We start from the raw sequence: 18114 nt of genomic DNA, 5'->3' as shown, positions 1-18114 counted from the left end.
TTTCATTTCTGCTTTCAGGCCGTGGTCTTGTTTTCGACCCACCTTTACGCCAGATAAGGTGCCTGCAAGGCACTCAATATCGAGGTTCACGTCATGGCGACTGCCAATTCATCCGTAAAAATCGGAAACGTTACTTTTTCAAACAGTGCGCCGTTTGCCCTGATAGCGGGCCCGTGCCAGATGGAAACGCGTGAACACGCCTTCGATATGGCGGGCCGTCTCAAGGAGATGACCGATAAGCTCGGCATCGATCTTGTCTACAAGTCCAGCTTCGACAAGGCCAATCGCACATCCTTGAAGGCTGAGCGTGGAATCGGCCTCGAAAAGGCAATGGAAGTTTTTGCCGATCTCAAGAAGGAGTTCGGCTTTCCGGTGCTGACGGACATCCACACTGAAGAGCAGTGCGCCGCAGTTGCTCCCGTGGTCGATGTCCTGCAAATCCCGGCATTTCTCTGCCGCCAGACCGATCTGCTGATTGCTGCCGCAAAGACGGGACGTGTCGTGAATGTCAAGAAGGGCCAGTTTCTGGCGCCGTGGGACATGAAGAATGTTCTTTCCAAGATTACGGAAAGTGGCAATCCGAATGTGCTGGCGACCGAACGCGGTGTTTCGTTTGGCTATAATACGCTCGTTTCCGATATGCGTTCCTTGCCGATCATGGCAGGCCTTGGTTCACCGGTTGTGTTCGATGCGACTCACTCAGTACAGCAACCGGGCGGGCACGGTGGTTCGTCGGGTGGTCAGCGCGAATTCGTTGAGACACTGGCACGCGCAGCTGTAGCCGTTGGCGTTGCCGGGCTCTTCATCGAAACGCATCAGGATCCGGACAATGCCCCATCCGATGGTCCGAATATGGTGCCGGTGGATAAAATGCCCGCGCTCCTCGAAAAGCTGATGGCTTTCGATCGTATCGCGAAAGGGCTTTAAACAGTTCTCGGAGAATTTAAAAAGGCGGGGGATTTTCCTCCGCCTTTTGTTTCGCTAAGCCATTCTCGCCGCTTTTTTGCGGTTAGGGCTTAAAAATTGGCCTGGTGCATAATCTTTTCTGAAATGTCTGCAAAGTTTTAGGATTATGCGCTAAGAAATGGCCGCATCGGATTTGTTAAGCGCCTCGCACATCTGGCGGGGCAATCTATAGGGAAGGACTGGTTCCTATGACTGCAATCATCGACATCGTCGGCCGCGAAATCCTCGACAGCCGCGGCAACCCGACCGTCGAAGTGGACGTTGTGCTTGAAGACGGCTCTTTCGGACGTGCTGCGGTTCCGTCTGGCGCATCGACTGGCGCGCATGAAGCTGTAGAATTGCGTGACGGTGGCAGCCGCTATCTCGGCAAGGGTGTGGAAAAGGCCGTCGAAGCTGTCAATGGCAAGATTTTTGACGCTATTGCGGGCATGGATGCGGAAAGCCAGCTGCTTATCGACCAGACGATGATCGAGCTTGACGGCTCGGCCAACAAGGGCAACATCGGTGCCAACGCAATTCTGGGTGTTTCGCTTGCAGTTGCCAAGGCTGCGGCTCAGGCAACGGGTCTCCCACTTTACCGCTACGTTGGTGGCGCAAATGCCCATGTTCTGCCGGTCCCCATGATGAATATCATCAATGGCGGTGCACATGCTGACAATCCGATTGATTTCCAGGAATTCATGATTCTGCCGGTGGGGGCTTCGTCCGTTCGTGAAGCTGTTCGTTATGGCTCGGAAGTTTTCCATACCCTCAAAAAGCGTCTGAAGGATGCCGGTCACAACACCAATGTTGGCGATGAAGGCGGCTTTGCTCCTAATCTGAAGAATGCCCAGGCTGCGCTCGACTTCATTATGGAATCGATCGAAAAGGCCGGTTTCAAGCCGGGTGAAGATATTGCTCTTGGCCTCGACTGCGCTGCGACCGAATTCTTCAAGGACGGTAATTACGTCTATGAAGGCGAGCGCAAGACGCGCGATCCAAAGGCTCAGGCCAAGTATCTCGCCAAGCTCGCCAGCGACTATCCTATCGTCACTATCGAAGATGGTATGGCTGAAGACGACTGGGAAGGTTGGAAGTACCTCACCGATCTTATTGGCGACAAGTGCCAACTCGTTGGTGACGACCTGTTCGTCACCAATTCCGCTCGTCTCCGTGACGGTATTCGTATGGGCGTTGCCAACTCGATTCTCGTCAAGGTCAACCAGATCGGATCGCTGTCTGAAACGCTCGACGCGGTCGAAACAGCTCATAAGGCTGGCTATACTGCCGTCATGTCGCATCGTTCGGGTGAAACCGAGGATTCGACGATTGCCGATCTCGCGGTTGCTACCAACTGTGGTCAGATCAAGACTGGCTCGCTGGCCCGTTCGGACCGTACGGCCAAGTACAATCAGCTTATCCGTATCGAGGAAGAACTTGGCAAGCAGGCCCGCTATGCAGGTCGCAACGCACTGAAGTTCCTCTGATTTTTCTCTGAGACTGATAAAGGCGGGCTTCGGTCCGCCTTTTTTCGTTTTCGCCCTATATGACTTCCAATGCTCGGCATTTGACCGAATGCAATTATATTGATATCAATGTTATTACATTGGTGTTTGAGCAGATGAGGCAGCGGCTTGGAATTCAGATGATGAAGCCGTGGGGGAGTTAACAACGGGAGAGAGAAAATGGCTTATATCGAAGGATTTGTTGTCGCCGTCCCCAAGGCGAACAAGGAACTCTATCGCAAGCATGCCGCCGAAGCTGCTGTATTATTCAAGGAGTTTGGCGTGACGCGTATGGTCGAAGCATGGGGGGATGATGTGCCGGATGGCAAGGTCACCGATTTTCGACGTGCGGTTAAGGCTGAGGCCGACGAGGAGGTTGTTTTCTCCTGGTTCGAATATCCCGACAAGGCAACGCGCGACGCTGCAAATAGCAAAATGATGAGTGATCCGCGTATGAAGGCGATGGGTGACCAGATGCCATTCGACGGCAAGCGCATGATCATGGGCGGGTTTTCCACAATTGTAGACGTTTGATCCTGTCAAACATTTTAACAATCTGAATGAGCGGCTCGTCTTTATGGTGAGCCGTTCTCGATTCCTGACGGGTTTGAATGGTTTGCGCGAGGTTCACTTCTTCCAGCTGTTGCGAAAACTAGTCCCGACTGTTCCTGACATCGGTTCTTGGTAAATCTCTGTTAAGCAAAATAATGCTTGATGGTGGAATTCGGATTGATGCCCTTCGCAGGATTCGTAGTGGCACCGAATATCCGGGAAGGAAGCCGAAATGTGGACCAAGCAGAAGCGTAAATCGATCCGTGGGCGTTTTGTGTTGCCCATTCTGACGGCTGCATTTCTGAGTTACTTCGGCTTTCACGCCTATCACGGCGAATATGGTCTCTACTCCCGTATCCAGCTGGAAGAGCAGAAAAGTCTTCTGGCCAAGCAGCTTGAACAGGTGACGGCAGATCGCAACGCGCTCGAAAAACGAGTCACGCTTTTGCGCGACGGTTCCATTGAGAAGGATATGCTTGACGAGCAGGCACGCAGAGCGCTTAATCTCTCCCATCCCGATGAAGTGACAATTATCACCTCCAGGGAAGACCGTTCAAATTAACTGAAATCCGGTTAATTGTCTTTTTGTGATATGTTTTTAAGGGCTTGGCGACATAGCAGCTATGCTCTGGGCGCATATTGTATCTTGTGATATGCCCGTATAACGTCACAATAGAACGACAATTTAGGGAGCGAGATATGGCACCGAGGGCTAAAAAGTCGCCTGCTAGCAAAACGCAGGCGTCTTCTGTGACTGCACCCAAGGCACCTGCACCTGTGAACTTCGACAAGAAGCAGGAGCTGGACGCTTATCGCGAAATGCTGTTGATCCGGCGTTTCGAAGAAAAAGCCGGCCAGCTTTATGGCATGGGCTTCATTGGAGGCTTCTGCCACCTTTATATCGGCCAGGAGGCCGTGGTGGTCGGCATGCAGATGGCGCTGAAGGAAGGTGATCAGGTAATCACCGCCTATCGCGATCATGGTCATATGCTTGCAGCTGGCATGAGCGCGCGCGGCGTGATGGCTGAACTGACCGGACGTCGCAGCGGCCTTTCCAAGGGCAAGGGCGGCTCCATGCACATGTTCTCCAAAGAGAAGAACTTCTACGGCGGTCATGGTATCGTCGGTGCGCAGGTTTCGCTCGGCACAGGCCTTGCATTCGCGAATCGCTATCGCGACAACGACAATGTAACGCTGACCTATTTCGGCGATGGCGCTTCCAATCAGGGTCAGGTCTACGAAAGCTTCAACATGGCATCGCTATGGAAGCTGCCGGTAGTCTACATCATCGAGAACAACCGCTACGCCATGGGCACATCGGTTTCGCGCTCGTCCGCAGAAACGGACTTCTCGAAGCGCGGTCTCTCTTTCAATATTCCGGGTATCCAGGTAGATGGCATGGACGTTCGTGCGGTCAAGGCTGCTGCCGATCTGGCCGTGGAATGGACGCGTTCCGGCAAGGGGCCGATCATTCTCGACATGCAGACCTACCGTTACCGCGGTCACTCCATGTCGGATCCGGCAAAGTATCGTTCGAAGGAAGAAGTGCAGAAGATGCGCTCCGAGCATGATCCGATCGAACAGGTCAAGCAGCGTCTGATCGACAAGGGTTGGGCAACCGAGGAAGAGCTGAAGGAAATCGACAAGGATGTCCGCGACATTGTCGCTGATTCTGCTGATTTCGCTCAAAACGATCCGGAGCCGGATGCATCCGAGCTCTACACGGATATTCTGCTCTAATTCCAGGAAGGTGTTGTCATGCCCGTAGAAATTCTCATGCCCGCACTTTCCCCAACCATGGAAGAGGGCAAGCTCTCCAAATGGCTGAAGAAAGAAGGCGACAAGGTTACGTCCGGCGATGTGATCGCCGAAATTGAAACCGACAAGGCGACGATGGAAGTCGAAGCTGTCGATGAAGGCACGATCGGCAAAATTCTTGTCGATGAAGGCACCGAAGGCGTGAAGGTCAATACGCCGATTGCCGTGCTTCTCGGTGACGGTGAAAGCGCTTCCGACATCGGTTCTGCTCCGGCGGCCAAAGCCGAGGCACCATCGAGCGAAGCCAAGGAAGAGCCAAAAGCCGAAGAGAAGAAGGCTGATTCTGTTCCGGCTGCTCCAAAGGCTCCAGCACTCGAAGTCGCGTCCGACCCGGACATCCCGGCTGGCACCGAAATGGTTTCCACGACAGTTCGTGAAGCGCTTCGTGATGCTATGGCCGAAGAAATGCGCCGTGATCCGAATGTTTTCGTGATGGGCGAAGAAGTCGCCGAATATCAGGGCGCTTACAAGGTAACGCAGGGACTTCTCGACGAATTCGGTTCCAAGCGTGTTGTCGATACTCCGATCACCGAACATGGTTTTGCCGGTGTAGGTGTTGGCGCGGCTTTTGCGGGTCTGCGTCCGATCGTTGAATTCATGACCTTTAACTTTGCCATGCAGGCAATCGACCAGATCGTGAACTCTGCTGCCAAGACGCTTTATATGTCCGGTGGACAGATGGGCGCTCCGATGGTCTTCCGTGGCCCATCCGGTGCTGCTGCACGCGTTGCTGCCCAGCACTCGCAGTGCTATGCGGCCTGGTACAGCCACATTCCGGGTCTCAAGGTCGTCATGCCGTACACGGCAGCCGACGCCAAGGGCTTGCTGAAGGCTGCCATTCGCGATCCGAATCCGGTGATCTTCCTCGAAAACGAAATCCTGTACGGTCATCATTTCGATGTGCCGAAGCTTGACGATTTCGTGCTGCCGATTGGCAAGGCCCGCATTCACAAGCAGGGCAAAGACGCCACCATTGTTTCGTTCGGTATCGGCATGACCTACGCCGTCAAGGCGGCTGAAGAGCTGGCCCAGCAGGGTATTGATGTTGAAATCATCGATCTGCGCACGATCCGCCCGATGGATATTCCGACTGTCGTCGAATCAGTCAAGAAGACTGGCCGACTGGTGACTGTGGAAGAAGGTTTCCCGCAGTCGTCCGTTGGTACGGAAATCGCCACCCGCGTCATGCAGCAGGCTTTCGATTATCTCGATGCGCCGATCCTGACCATTGCTGGTAAGGATGTTCCGATGCCTTATGCGGCAAATCTGGAAAAGCTGGCGCTGCCGACTGTCGCCGAAGTGGTCGAAGCGGTGAAAGCCGTTACCTATACCGCGTAACGAAAGGGTCTGGACATGCCGATCAATATCACCATGCCAGCGCTTTCTCCGACGATGGAAGAAGGCAACCTGTCGAAATGGCTGGTCAAGGAAGGCGACAAGATCGCTCCTGGCGATGTTATTGCTGAAATCGAGACCGACAAGGCCACGATGGAAGTGGAAGCTGTGGACGAGGGCACGATTGCCAAGCTCGTGGTTCCCGCTGGCTCCGAAGGCGTCAAGGTCAATGCGCTGATCGCTATCCTCGCCGAAGAAGGCGAGGACGTGGCGGCTGCCGCAAAGGGCGCGGCTTCGGCTCCGAACACAGAAGCAAAGGTCGAGGCTCCCAAGGAAGAGCCGAAGCCAGCTGCAGCTCCTGCAGCGGTGCCTGCACCAGCCAAGGCAGAGCAGCCCGCTGCTGCGAATAAGGGTGACCGCGTGTTTGCGTCGCCGCTTGCACGCCGTATCGCCAAGGAATCCGGTGTCGATATCGCCGCTGTGAAGGGTACCGGTCCGCACGGCCGTGTCGTTCAGCGCGATGTGGAAGCTGCTCTGGCTTCCGGTGGTGCCAAGGCTGCTGCGCCGAAGGCGGAAGCTGCCTCTGCTGCCGCACCGAAGCCGATGTCGGATGAAGCCGTTCTCAAGCTCTTTGAGGAAGGCACTTACGAGATTGTTCCTCACGATGGTATGCGCAAAACCATTGCCCGCCGTCTGGTGGAATCGAAGCAGACTGTTCCGCATTTCTATCTGACGATTGATTGCGAACTGGATGCACTTCTGGCTCTGCGTTCGCAGATCAATGCAGCCGCACCGATGATCAAGACTGAAAAGGGTGAGGTTCCGGCCTACAAGCTTTCTGTCAACGATCTGGTGATCAAGGCTGTTGCTCTTGCACTGCGTGACATTCCTGAAGCCAATGTCTCTTGGACTGAAGGCGGTATGGTCAAGCACAAGCGTGCTGATGTCGGCGTTGCAGTCTCCATTCCGGGCGGTCTGATTACTCCAATCGTGCGTCAGTCGGACTCGAAGACGCTGTCCGCTATCTCCAATGAGATGAAGGACCTTGCCAAGCGTGCGCGTGATCGCAAGCTGAAGCCTGAAGAATATCAGGGCGGTTCGACCTCCGTGTCCAACCTTGGCATGTTTGGCGTGAAGGACTTTGCCGCGATCATCAATCCGCCGCATGCGACCATTTTCGCAATCGGCGCAGGTGAACAGCGTGCAGTGGTCAAGAACGGTGAAATCAAGGTTGCGACCGTTATGTCTGTAACCCTTTCAACCGATCATCGTGCCGTCGACGGCGCGTTGGCTGCTGAACTTGCACAGGCCTTCAAGCGTCACATCGAAAACCCGATGGGTATGCTGGTCTGATTGATCAACTTCAAGGGCGTCGCGTTCTGCTGAACTCGACGCCTGAGGTTTTTGAATGGCTGGACAACCGAACCTACGCCCGGCTGAACGCCGTGAAGCCGCAGAGATCGCCATTCTTGTCGATATCTCTTCGCACGGTTTTGCGTCATGGCTCTGGTACGGGGCCGTTCTTGACGGGCGAACCGAAACGGCCATGGAACGCGGTCGGCAATATATGCGCGCTGACGGGAGCGAAGGCTGGCAGAGCGTGACGATAGCCGAATGGGCCGGCGATATTGCCGGGCTTTCCATCGGCTTCACTGTGGACGAAAGTATCAACGATCTGCCTGAAAAACATCCGGTTACGGATCAGCTGATCGCGATGCAGCGCAAGGTCATTGGCAACCGTTTTATAGATAGTGTTGGCGTTTATCGGGAGTTTCGCGGCAAAGGTATTGGCCGTGCACTCGTCGCAAACGAGATCGACCTGGCGTACCGGAACGGTAATCCGGCAATCAGCCTGATAACCGAAAGCCACAACGATGTGGCGCTTTCCCTTTACGGCGCCCATGGTTTCAAGGAAATTGAGCGGCTCGAAGCGATAGAACGCATTGGGCAGGACAAAAGACACGACTGGGTGCTGCTCACCCGAGAAGTGAACTGAGCAAAGGCAGGACAATATGGCCGACATTTACGACGTTATTGTTATCGGCTCGGGCCCGGGTGGCTATGTTACCGCAATCCGCGCTGCGCAGCTTGGCCTGAAGACGGCTATCGTTGAGCGTGAACATCTGGGTGGCATTTGCCTCAACTGGGGCTGTATTCCGACCAAGGCGCTTTTGCGCTCGGCTGAAATCCTGCATTTTGGCGAACACGCCAAGGATTACGGCCTGAAGCTGGAAGGAACGATCATACCTGATGTGACGGCTGTGGTACAGCGGTCGCGCGGTGTGTCCGCACGTCTTAATGGCGGCGTCGGCTTCCTGATGAAGAAGAACAAGATCGACGTGATCTGGGGCGAGGCAAAGCTTGTAAAGGCTGCTTCGGGCAACAATCCGGTTGAGATTTCGGTCGGCAAGTCGTCAAAGCAGCCGATGCAACCGCAGAACCCTGTTCCGAAGGGCGTTCTGGGCGAGGGCACCTACAAGGCGAAGCACGTTATCGTCGCCACTGGCGCACGTCCGCGCTCTTTGCCGGGCATTGAGCCGGATGGCAAGCTGATCTGGACCTATTTCGAAGCAATGGTTCCGCAGGAACTGCCGAAGTCTATGCTGGTTATGGGGTCGGGTGCGATTGGTATCGAGTTTGCCTCTTTCTACAATGACATGGGCGTTGACGTGACGGTCGTGGAATTGATGCCGCAGATCATGCCGGTTGAAGATGCGGAGATTTCCGCACTCGCGCGCAAACAGCTTGAAAAGCGTGGCCTGAGGATCATTACCGATGCCAAGGTTACCAAGGTCGAGAAGGGTGCAAATAATGTGACCGCCCATATCGAGACCAAGGACGGCAAGACGCAGTCGTTGACCGTGGACCGTATGATCTCGGCAGTTGGCGTTCAGGGTAATATCGAAAATCTTGGCCTTGAAGCACTCGTTGTGAAAACAGACCGTGGATGCGTCGTCATTGATGGATATGGCAAGACCAACGTTGCTGGCATCTATGCTATCGGCGATGTTGCCGGTCCGCCAATGCTAGCACACAAGGCCGAGCATGAAGGCGTTATCTGCATCGAGAAGATTGCAGGCCTTCCGAATGTTCATCCGCTCGAAAAGAACATGATTCCGGGCTGCACCTACTGTAACCCGCAGGTCGCTTCCGTTGGTCTGACCGAAGCAAAGGCCAAGGAAAAGGGCTACGATATCCGCGTTGGTCGCTATTCGTTTGCTGCAAATGGCAAGGCGATTGCGCTCGGTGAAGATCAGGGACTGGTTAAGACCATCTTCGACAAGAAGACGGGACAGCTGCTTGGTGCTCATATGGTCGGTGCGGAAGTGACTGAACTCATCCAGGGTTTCGTGATCGCCATGAACCTTGAAACGACTGAGGAAGAGCTGATGCATTCGGTCTTCCCGCACCCGACCCTTTCCGAGATGATGAAGGAAAGCGTTCTGGATGCGTATGGTCGTGTGCTGAACGCATAATACGGAGGGACGCTCATTCCGCTGATCGAGAACGGAGGGCCATGGCGGCGTGCCGCCTGGCCGATCATTAAATGGTGTACTGTTGGAGGATTGGTGCTGGGGTTTGCAGCCGGCACCTTGAGTGTTCTTGGCGGCAACACCATATCGGTCAACGGAATGGCCATAACCGGTTGGTATGGGGTCTGGGTACTCACATTGGCGCTCGGCGCTGCAGGCTTGGTATTTGGCCTGATATGGGCATTAGTTTTCCGGGCTCTTGGACTGGCGGCGCGGCGATGAGTAGCAAATCGCTCAAGTTGACAGGGTTGAAGGCAGGGATTAGGACCGAACCGAATTTGGGAGCATTTCAGGTCCATTCATGAAAATGCTTCGGATAGGCAGGAAAAAGCATGGTTACAGTTCTCGATCTGGTGAACCAAGGCAAGCGTGAGCGGCATCCCGAGAAGGCGCATCGTCCGGACAATGTTGTCCTGAAGAAGCCCGAGTGGATTCGTGTCAAGGCTCCTGTCTCACGCGGCTACAGCGAAACGCGCGATATCGTTCGCTCAAACAAGCTGGTTACGGTTTGCGAAGAGGCAGGTTGCCCGAACATCGGCGAGTGCTGGGAAAAGAAGCACGCGACCTTCATGATCATGGGCGAGATCTGCACGCGTGCCTGTGCTTTCTGTAACGTCTCGACCGGTATCCCGACTGCGCTCGATCCGAACGAACCCGAGAATGTTGCCAAGGCCGTCAAGCAGATGGGTCTGACGCATGTGGTTATAACATCGGTGGATCGCGACGATCTTGCCGATGGTGGTGCGCAGCATTTTGCTGAGGTCATTCAGGCGATCCGCGAAGCTACTCCTGCTACCACGATTGAAATCCTGACGCCGGATTTCCTGCGCAAGGAAGGTGCTCTCGAAGTCGTGGTCAGGGCTCGCCCGGACGTGTTCAACCACAATCTGGAAACTGTGCCGTCGCGTTATCTGAAGGTTCGTCCTGGCGCTCGTTATTTCCATTCGATCCGCCTGCTGCAGCGCGTCAAGGAACTGGACCCAACCATTTTCACCAAATCCGGTATCATGGTCGGTCTTGGCGAGGAGCGGAATGAAATCCTTCAGTTGATGGATGATCTGCGTTCGGCTGATGTGGATTTTATGACCATCGGCCAATATCTCCAGCCGACCCGCAAGCATCATCCTGTCATTCGCTTCGTGACACCCGACGAATTCAAGTCGTTCGAGACGATTGGTCGGACGAAGGGCTTCCTGCTGGTTGCATCCAGTCCGCTGACGCGTTCATCGCATCACGCTGGCGACGATTTCGCGAAGCTGAGAGCCGCGCGTGAGGCGCAGATCTCTGCACGGGCCTAAGACAGGAAATGCCGCAGTTTACGACCGTCAGGCGGGTACATCACCGGGCAGAGCAAATGTTCGGTCTCGTTGCGGATGTCGAGAAATATCCGCAGTTTCTGCCAATGTGCGAGGCCTTGTCTGTTCGCTCCCGCAAGGAGCGTGACGGTAAGGCTCTTCTCATTGCCGACATGACAGTTGGTTACAAGCTTATCCGTGAGACATTCACCAGTCAGGTGCTGCTGAAGCCCGAGGAAAACGTCATTGATGTAAAATATCTCGACGGGCCGTTTCGCTATCTCGACAACCGCTGGACCTTCAAGCCGGTAGGAGACGGAAGTGAGTGCGATGTCGAATTTTTCATCGATTATGAGTTCAAGAGCCGTACCCTCGGTCTTCTCATGGGAACGATGTTCGATCTCGCTTTCAAAAAATTTTCCGAAGCGTTTGAGAAGCGGGCCGATCAGATATACGGATTAACCTGAGAAAAGCCCTGGTTTTCCGGGGCCCTCATTTTCTTCTTTTCACGCACATCTTATCTGAAAACCGTTTCACACTTTTCAGGATGTGCTTTTACTGCGCCGTATAGCCGCCATCGACCAGTATGGATGCTCCCGTGACGAAGGAAGATTCGTCGCTTGCCAGAAAAAGCACGACGCTGGCTACTTCTTCGGCGCGACCGAGACGACCTATAGGATGCAGGGCTACTAGAGCCTGTTTCTTGTCGTCGGGTATATCCTTGAGAAGCGGCGTATCGATATAGCCGGGACAAACCGCGTTCACCCGGATGTTCTGCGCACCGTAATCAATGGCAAGTGTCTGCGTCAGAAGTTTTACGCCGCCCTTTGCAGCCGCATAGGCGGTGACGCCGGATTTCCCGACATGACTGTGAATGGAGCCGCAATTCACGATCACTCCGCCGCCCTGTGAGCGCATCTGGTCAATCGCGTATTTATCGCAAAGATAGACACCGGTAAGGTTGATATCGATGGTTTTCTGCCATGCAGTTTCATCCAGCTCGTCTATCGGGCCATCTGCGGCGATGCCTGCATTGGCGAACATGATGTCGAGGCGACCATAAGTTTCGACGGTTTTTGCAATCAACGCCTGCACGGCTTTCGTATCGGTTACATCGGTTTTGACGAATATTGCCCGTTCGGTGCCGCCTGCAAGCTCGTTGGCCAGTTGCTGGCCATGCTCCGAATAATCCGCGATAACGACATTCGCTCCCTCGCTAACAAAAGCCCGAACAGTCGCTTCGCCGATGCCACTTGCCCCACCTGTAACGATTGCCACCTTACCATCGAAACGCATCGCCATGTTCTCCTTGTCTGATCAAAGACAAGGATAGGGCACGACGAATAAAAGTATATGCTTCAGACTATCGAAGGTTTTTGAGAACGAGGTCCAGTGCGGCGAGAACCGTCGCGTGGCGGATTTCGGCTCTGGTTTTTGGACCGAAATGGTATTCGCGATGAAGGGGCGGGTGGCCTTTTCGTGCCGATGCGATGTGCACGAGACCGACAGGTTTTTCATCGGAACCGCCACCTGGCCCCGCAACGCCCGTAACCGCCACCGTTACACCGGCGCGGGAGCGAGAAAGTGCCCCTTCAGCCATGGAAAGCGCCACTTCTTTCGAGACAGCGCCAACGCGATTGATCAATTCCATCGGAACACCGATCATTTCGGCTTTCGCTTCGTTGGAATAAGTAACGAAGCCGCGATCCACGACATCGGACGAACCGGCGATGTCGGTCAGACATCCAGCTATTAGCCCGCCTGTGCAAGACTCGGCCATCGCGATCATTACACCGGCCTTGCGGCAGGCTTCCAGTACGGCAATAGCTTTGTCTTCTGCGATGAGCGCGCTCATTCGGGAACCTCGCCGGGATAGATGACGGTTGCCGTTGCAATGGCAGCGATACCTTCACGGCGTCCGACGAAGCCCAGCTTTTCATTGGTCGTCGCTTTGATGGAAACGCGATCGGCGGCAATTCCCAGCATGTCGCAAAGAGCTTCCGTCATTGCTGCACGATGTGGGCCGATCTTCGGTGCTTCGCTGATAAAGGTCACGTCGACATTGGCGATACGACCGCCAGCTTCACGTACGATATTGGCAGCATGTTCGATAAAGATGCGGGAAGCAGCGCCTTTCCATTGTGGGTCGGAAGGCGGGAAATGCGTGCCGATATCGCCCGCTCCTCGCGTCGCAAGCAGGGCGTCGGTCAGTGCATGAAGTCCAACATCGGCGTCCGAGTGGCCATTGAGTTTCGCTTCGTGGGGAATTTTCACACCGCACAGCGTCACATGATCGCCGGGTTCAAAGGAATGGACGTCATAGCCATTGCCAGTACGAATGTCGGGAAACGAGACGTGGTCTTGCCGCAGGCGTTTGTCAGCCATTTCGATATCCTTTGCCCAGGTAAGCTTTGTATTGTCCGCCGATCCTTCGATGATGCGGACAGCGATACTTTGCCATTCGGCAATGGCAGCATCATCCGTGAAATCAGAGCGACTGATCGCGAAGGCCTTTTCATGTGCATCAAGGATTGGCGTATAGGGAAATGCTTGGGGGGTCTGTGCAGCAAAAAGACCAACGCGAGGCACCGTCGTTTTTACTGTTCCGTCTGTGGCTGACTGTTTCAGAGTGTCCGAAACTGCCAGAGCCGGTAGAACGCCTTCATCAGGCGCGAGATTTTCGACGATACGCTTCAGTAAATCCTGACTGACAAACGGTCTCACACCATCATGGATCATGACATATTGCGGTGCATAATCTCGCAATGCGAGGAGACCAAGGCGCGTTGATTCCTGCCGGGTAGCGCCGCCATTCACGACGAGAATGGTGTCGCAGTTTTCCTGGAGGGCGCGTTCGTAAAGCACATGGTCGTCAGGATGAATGACGACAACGATGCTATCAACCAGCGGGCAGTCGATAAAAGCGCGCAAAGTGCGGGCAAGTACGGCTTCGCCACCGATGCGCCGGTATTGTTTCGGCCCTTCGATGCTCTGCCCGGCTCGCTCTCCGCGGCCAGCTGCCACAATGACTGCTGCTATCTTTGAAATGGTTGTCGCCTCTGCCAAAGGTTGCATCTGTTCAAATTTGCCTTTTCAAGCCGAATAATGCCTTGTGCAGATAAATGCCAGACGGCAATTGATTTATCGTGATTTTGCGCGCGCTTTTCCTTGCGTTGAAAATTGAGACTGATTAATGTATGTGCTAATTGCACTATGCACATCAAATAGGCATTTATTGGTGAGTTTTCTCGATCAACCTTTGACCATTGGCGGTGTGGCCCTTGCCAATCGCGTTTTCCTCGCGCCGATGTCCGGCGTTTCGGACCTTCCGTTCCGCAGGCGTGCCGCAGAGGCTGGCGCTGGCATGGTCGTGTCTGAAATGGTCGCCAGCGCCGAACTCTGTAACCGTCACAAGGAAAGCCTTCTGCGCCTCTCAGGCGAGGGGCTTGGAACGCATGTCGTGCAGCTCGCGGGACGAGAAGCACACTGGATGGGCGAGGCGGCCAGGATCGCCGAAGGTGAAGGCGCTGATATCATCGATATCAATATGGGGTGTCCGGCCAAGAAAGTGACGGGCGGTTATTCGGGGTCTGCGCTGATGCGCGATCTCGATCACGCAATGACCCTCGTCGAGGCCACAGTTAACGCGGTCCGCGTTCCGGTCACACTCAAGATGCGGCTGGGATGGGACGAGAAAAGTATCAACGCACCTGAACTTGCAAGGCGCGCTGAAGGCGCCGGTATCGCCATGGTGACGGTCCATGGGCGCACGCGTTGTCAGTTCTATGAAGGTAAAGCGGACTGGAATGCAATTCACGCCGTCCGGGATGCAGTCAGGATTCCTCTGATTGCCAACGGAGACGTGGCGTGTCGACCTGATGCGGAGGAAATTTTACGCCGTTCTGGAGCGGATGCCGTGATGGTCGGGCGTGCCTCTTATGGACAACCGTGGCTGGCTGGTGCAATTGCTGGAAGCGATCTTGCCCCACAGTCACGAAGTGAAATTCTTGATTATATTATAAAGCACTACGAAGATATGCTCGAGCATTATGGAAGTACGACGGGCATCCGTCATTCGCGCAAACATCTCGGCTGGTATCTTGATCGTCTTGCTGGCGCTGCATGTACGCCAATCGAGAAAGCAGAAGTCATGACCCTGACCGATCGAAAAGCCGTCATCGATGCCTTGCGTCGTATATTCATGCGCGAAGTTCCTGAAACCGCGCTCAAAGAGGTTGCCTGATGCGCGAGAGAATCGAAACGAACGGTATTCCGTCAGTTGTACTCGATGCGATCAGCCAACCGGTTATCATGGTTAGCGCCGAGAATTATATCGCCTATGCCAATCTGGACGCGGAACAGTTCTTTCGTTCCGGTTCGTCCATTCTGGCGCGCAACCGGCTGGAATCCTTTCTGCCCTTTGGCAGCCCACTTCTGGCACTCGTCGATCAGGTTCGCACCAGTCAGATGCCGGTGAACGAATATCGCGTCGATGTCTCGTCGCCGCGTCTTGGGGCAGAGCGCATCGTTGATGTTTACGTAGCGCCTGTAGCGGAGCTGCCGGGAGCTGTGGTCATCCTCTTCAAGGAAAAGACGATGGCTGAAAAGATAGACCGCCAGATGACGCATCGAGGTGCTGCGCGGTCCGTGACCGGGCTTGCCTCAATGCTGGCCCATGAAATCAAAAACCCTTTATCCGGTATCCGCGGTGCGGCACAATTGCTGGAGCAGGTTGTCAGCGATGAAGATCGAGCGCTTGCGCGCCTCATTACCGACGAAACGGATCGGATTGTTTCACTGGTTGACCGCATGGAAGTTTTCTCGGACGAGCGCCCCATCGAGCGCTCTGCGGTCAACATTCACGCGGTTCTGGATCATGTGAAGGCGATTGCGAAGAACGGGTTCGCACGGAAGATCCGCTTTGTGGAAGATTATGATCCTTCTCTCCCGCCGGTTTTCGCCAATCGTGACCAGCTCGTGCAGATCTTTCTCAATCTCCTGAAGAATGCCTCGGAAGCCATAGGCGATCGTGAGGGCGGCGAGATTGTCCTGTCCACGGCTTATCGTCCAGGTATTCGTCTGCAGGTGCCGGGCGCGCGGGATAGGGTGGCCCTGCCTCTCGAATTCTGTGTACACGATAACGGACCCGGTGTGCCGCAGGATATGCTGCCGCATTTGTTCGATCCCTTCGTGACCACGAAGACCAATGGTTCGGGGCTGGGACTGGCACTCGTTGCGAAGATCATTGGTGATCATGGCGGTATTATCGAATGTGACAGCCATCCTACGCGCACGACTTTCCGCGTTCTGATGCCCGCATGGAAAAATACTGAACTGGCAGCTGGAAATACTGGAGACAACGCATGATCGCAGGACGTCCGACGGGAACCATATTGGTGGCGGATGACGATGCAGCCATTCGGACCGTGCTGAACCAGGCATTGTCGCGAGCAGGTTACGATGTGCGCGTGACTTCCAATGCTGCCTCGCTCTGGCGATGGGTGGCGGCAGGTGACGGTGACCTTGTCATAACCGACGTCAATATGCCGGACGAGAATGCCTTTGATCTTCTGCCGCGCATCAAGAAGATGCGTCCCGACCTGCCGGTTGTGGTGATGAGCGCGCAGAACACATTCATGACGGCAATTAGGGCATCCGAGGCGGGAGCCTACGAATATCTGCCGAAGCCATTCGATTTGACGGAACTCATTAATATCGTCGGTCGTGCGCTGTCTGAACCAAAACACAAGCCCATTGCCGCTCTATCGGATGAGCAGGCAGATAACATGCCGCTGGTGGGCCGTTCGCCTGCGATGCAGGAAATATACCGTGTGCTGGCGCGCATGATGCAGACGGATTTGACCGTGATGGTTACGGGTGAATCCGGTACGGGCAAGGAACTGGTTGCGAGCGCCCTGCACGAATATGGACGCCGTCGAAAAGGACCGTTTGTTGCGATCAATATGGCGGCAATCCCACGCGACCTGATCGAGTCTGAGTTGTTCGGGCACGAGAAGGGCGCTTTTACCGGCGCACAAAACCGCTCGAGCGGTCGCTTCGAGCAGGCGAATGGTGGAACACTGTTTCTCGACGAAATCGGCGATATGCCGATGGAAGCACAAACCCGACTTTTGCGTGTGCTGCAACAGGGCGAATATATGACAGTCGGCGGACGCACGCCGATCAAGACCGATGTGCGCATCGTTGCAGCAACCAACAAGGATTTGCGGCAGTTGATTGCACAAGGACTTTTCCGCGAAGACCTTTATTATCGGCTGAACGTCGTGCCTCTGCGCTTGCCGCCGCTTCGCGAGCGCAGCGAGGATGTGGCCGATCTCGTGCGCCATTTTTTCAAGCGGGCTGCCGAAGAAGGTCTGCCCGAAAAACGTATCAGCACTGCTGGCCTGGAAATGATGCGCCGGTACCCATGGCCTGGAAATGTGCGTGAGCTGGAAAATCTCGTGCGAAGACTTGCGGCGCTTTATCCGCAAGAGGAAATATCGCCGGAGATCATCGAAACCGAATTGAAGTCTGAACTGGCCAAGCCGGATATCGTTCCTGCCGGTGGTGGCGATATGGAGAACATTTCCATATCGCAGGCTGTCGAGCAGAATATGCAGCGTTACTTCGCGTCATTCGGTGCCGATTTGCCGCCTCCAGGTCTCTACCATCGGGTTCTGGCGGAACTGGAATATCCCTTGATCCTTGCCTGTCTTACGGCAACACGTGGAAATCAAATCAAGGCGGCAGACCTTCTGGGATTAAATCGGAACACGCTGCGCAAGAAAATTCGTGAGCTCGGGGTCAATATATATCGCGGCAACAAGGGAAACTAAGCGGTAGTTGGGCGCTAATAACGCATTAACTACATTATTTAATAGGCAATTAAGTCTGCTCGACTACTGTTAGTTGCATGAGAGATCAGCAATCCACGCGAAGCAAGAAAACCCGGCGCATTCTCGAACCGGCTGTAAGGAGCGGCATTCTTGCTGCGCCTTTGATATTGATGCTAGCGATCGTCGTCATCTTGTCTGGAGCAGAGCCTAAACTCTCTGCGATGATAGATCAAACCTTCACCGGTTCGATAAGCCCCATCATAAAGTAATGCTCATTAGCCTTGAAGAAGACGCC

General features: G+C 54.6%; 18 protein-coding genes. 15 read left to right on the top strand and 3 right to left on the bottom strand.

The genetic code is table 11. From position 1 onward, the window contains the following. Nucleotides 1-93 precede the first annotated feature (93 nt). The 12 genes from kdsA (at nt 94) to KWJ32_RS17715 (ending at nt 11450) form a co-directional block, all read left to right on the top strand. On the top strand, nt 94-927 hold the full coding sequence (gene kdsA, locus KWJ32_RS17770) for a 3-deoxy-8-phosphooctulonate synthase (protein ID WP_012091968.1): 834 nt from the start codon (nt 94-96) through the stop codon (nt 925-927). A 227-nt stretch (nt 928-1154) separates the two neighbouring features. Next, nucleotides 1155-2432, top strand: a complete 1278-nt coding sequence (eno, locus tag KWJ32_RS17765) for a phosphopyruvate hydratase (protein ID WP_012091969.1) — start codon at nt 1155-1157, stop codon at nt 2430-2432. Between the two features lie 198 nt (nt 2433-2630). After that, nucleotides 2631-2984, top strand: coding sequence for a DUF1428 family protein (locus tag KWJ32_RS17760; RefSeq protein WP_010660004.1), 354 nt, complete (start codon nt 2631-2633; stop codon nt 2982-2984). 250 nt (nt 2985-3234) lie between these two features. Then, nucleotides 3235-3564 (top strand): septum formation initiator family protein, encoded by a 330-nt coding sequence (locus KWJ32_RS17755; RefSeq protein ID WP_010660005.1) that lies wholly within the window; start codon nt 3235-3237, stop codon nt 3562-3564. Nucleotides 3565-3701: 137 nt separating this feature from the next. Next, the gene (gene pdhA / locus KWJ32_RS17750; protein WP_012091970.1) at nt 3702-4742 is read left to right on the top strand and encodes a pyruvate dehydrogenase (acetyl-transferring) E1 component subunit alpha; all 1041 of its coding nucleotides are present in this window, start codon (nt 3702-3704) and stop codon (nt 4740-4742) included. Between the two features lie 18 nt (nt 4743-4760). Continuing rightward, nucleotides 4761-6158, top strand: coding sequence for a pyruvate dehydrogenase complex E1 component subunit beta (locus KWJ32_RS17745; RefSeq protein WP_012091971.1), 1398 nt, complete (start codon nt 4761-4763; stop codon nt 6156-6158). A 15-nt stretch (nt 6159-6173) separates the two neighbouring features. Then, nucleotides 6174-7508: a pyruvate dehydrogenase complex dihydrolipoamide acetyltransferase gene (locus KWJ32_RS17740; RefSeq protein WP_012091972.1), complete on the top strand. Its 1335-nt coding sequence runs from the start codon at nt 6174-6176 to the stop codon at nt 7506-7508. Nucleotides 7509-7563: 55 nt separating this feature from the next. Then, nucleotides 7564-8151 carry a GNAT family N-acetyltransferase gene (locus KWJ32_RS17735; protein WP_012091973.1) on the top strand — a complete coding sequence of 196 codons (588 nt, stop codon included), beginning with the start codon at nt 7564-7566 and terminating at the stop codon, nt 8149-8151. Nucleotides 8152-8167: 16 nt separating this feature from the next. Beyond that, nucleotides 8168-9631, top strand: coding sequence for a dihydrolipoyl dehydrogenase (lpdA, locus tag KWJ32_RS17730; protein WP_151609944.1), 1464 nt, complete (start codon nt 8168-8170; stop codon nt 9629-9631). A gap of 93 nt (nt 9632-9724) precedes the next feature. Next, on the top strand, nt 9725-9910 hold the full coding sequence (locus tag KWJ32_RS17725; RefSeq protein ID WP_012091975.1) for a hypothetical protein: 186 nt from the start codon (nt 9725-9727) through the stop codon (nt 9908-9910). 110 nt (nt 9911-10020) lie between these two features. Next, nucleotides 10021-10986 (top strand): lipoyl synthase, encoded by a 966-nt coding sequence (gene lipA / locus KWJ32_RS17720; RefSeq protein ID WP_012091976.1) that lies wholly within the window; start codon nt 10021-10023, stop codon nt 10984-10986. A gap of 8 nt (nt 10987-10994) precedes the next feature. Continuing rightward, nucleotides 10995-11450 carry a type II toxin-antitoxin system RatA family toxin gene (locus KWJ32_RS17715; protein WP_010660013.1) on the top strand — a complete coding sequence of 152 codons (456 nt, stop codon included), beginning with the start codon at nt 10995-10997 and terminating at the stop codon, nt 11448-11450. An 88-nt stretch (nt 11451-11538) separates the two neighbouring features. Here KWJ32_RS17715 and KWJ32_RS17710 read toward each other — a convergent pair whose 3' ends face one another. The 3 genes from KWJ32_RS17710 to KWJ32_RS17700 all read right to left on the bottom strand — a co-directional run bounded on the left by KWJ32_RS17710 (nt 11539) and on the right by KWJ32_RS17700 (nt 14058). After that, nucleotides 11539-12279 (bottom strand): glucose 1-dehydrogenase, encoded by a 741-nt coding sequence (locus KWJ32_RS17710; protein WP_012091977.1) that lies wholly within the window; start codon nt 12277-12279, stop codon nt 11539-11541. Between the two features lie 67 nt (nt 12280-12346). Further along, nucleotides 12347-12838, bottom strand: a complete 492-nt coding sequence (locus tag KWJ32_RS17705; protein ID WP_012091978.1) for a CinA family protein — start codon at nt 12836-12838, stop codon at nt 12347-12349. Beyond that, on the bottom strand, nt 12835-14058 hold the full coding sequence (locus tag KWJ32_RS17700; RefSeq protein ID WP_012091979.1) for a bifunctional 2-C-methyl-D-erythritol 4-phosphate cytidylyltransferase/2-C-methyl-D-erythritol 2,4-cyclodiphosphate synthase: 1224 nt from the start codon (nt 14056-14058) through the stop codon (nt 12835-12837). The genes KWJ32_RS17705 and KWJ32_RS17700 overlap by 4 nt, the downstream gene beginning before the upstream one ends. Nucleotides 14059-14221: 163 nt before the next feature. On the opposite strand from KWJ32_RS17700, the gene dusB reads away from it, so the two are divergent. The 3 genes from dusB to ntrC are packed head-to-tail and all read left to right on the top strand — an operon-like array spanning nt 14222 to nt 17819. Continuing rightward, nucleotides 14222-15226: a tRNA dihydrouridine synthase DusB gene (dusB, locus tag KWJ32_RS17695; protein WP_172488792.1), complete on the top strand. Its 1005-nt coding sequence runs from the start codon at nt 14222-14224 to the stop codon at nt 15224-15226. Further along, the gene (locus tag KWJ32_RS17690) at nt 15226-16350 is read left to right on the top strand and encodes a nitrogen regulation protein NR(II) (RefSeq protein ID WP_012091981.1); all 1125 of its coding nucleotides are present in this window, start codon (nt 15226-15228) and stop codon (nt 16348-16350) included. The genes dusB and KWJ32_RS17690 overlap by 1 nt, the downstream gene beginning before the upstream one ends. Continuing rightward, a complete protein-coding gene (gene ntrC, locus KWJ32_RS17685) occupies nt 16347-17819 on the top strand; it encodes a nitrogen regulation protein NR(I) (RefSeq protein WP_012091982.1) in 1473 nt (490 codons plus the stop codon). The genes KWJ32_RS17690 and ntrC overlap by 4 nt, the downstream gene beginning before the upstream one ends. Nucleotides 17820-18114: the final 295 nt, after the last annotated feature.

The organism is Ochrobactrum sp. BTU2, from assembly GCF_024539785.1.
Lineage (GTDB): Bacteria > Pseudomonadota > Alphaproteobacteria > Rhizobiales > Rhizobiaceae > Brucella > Brucella anthropi.
The sequence above is the reverse complement of the archived record's forward strand: the minus strand, read 5'-3'. Positions and strand labels throughout refer to the sequence as shown.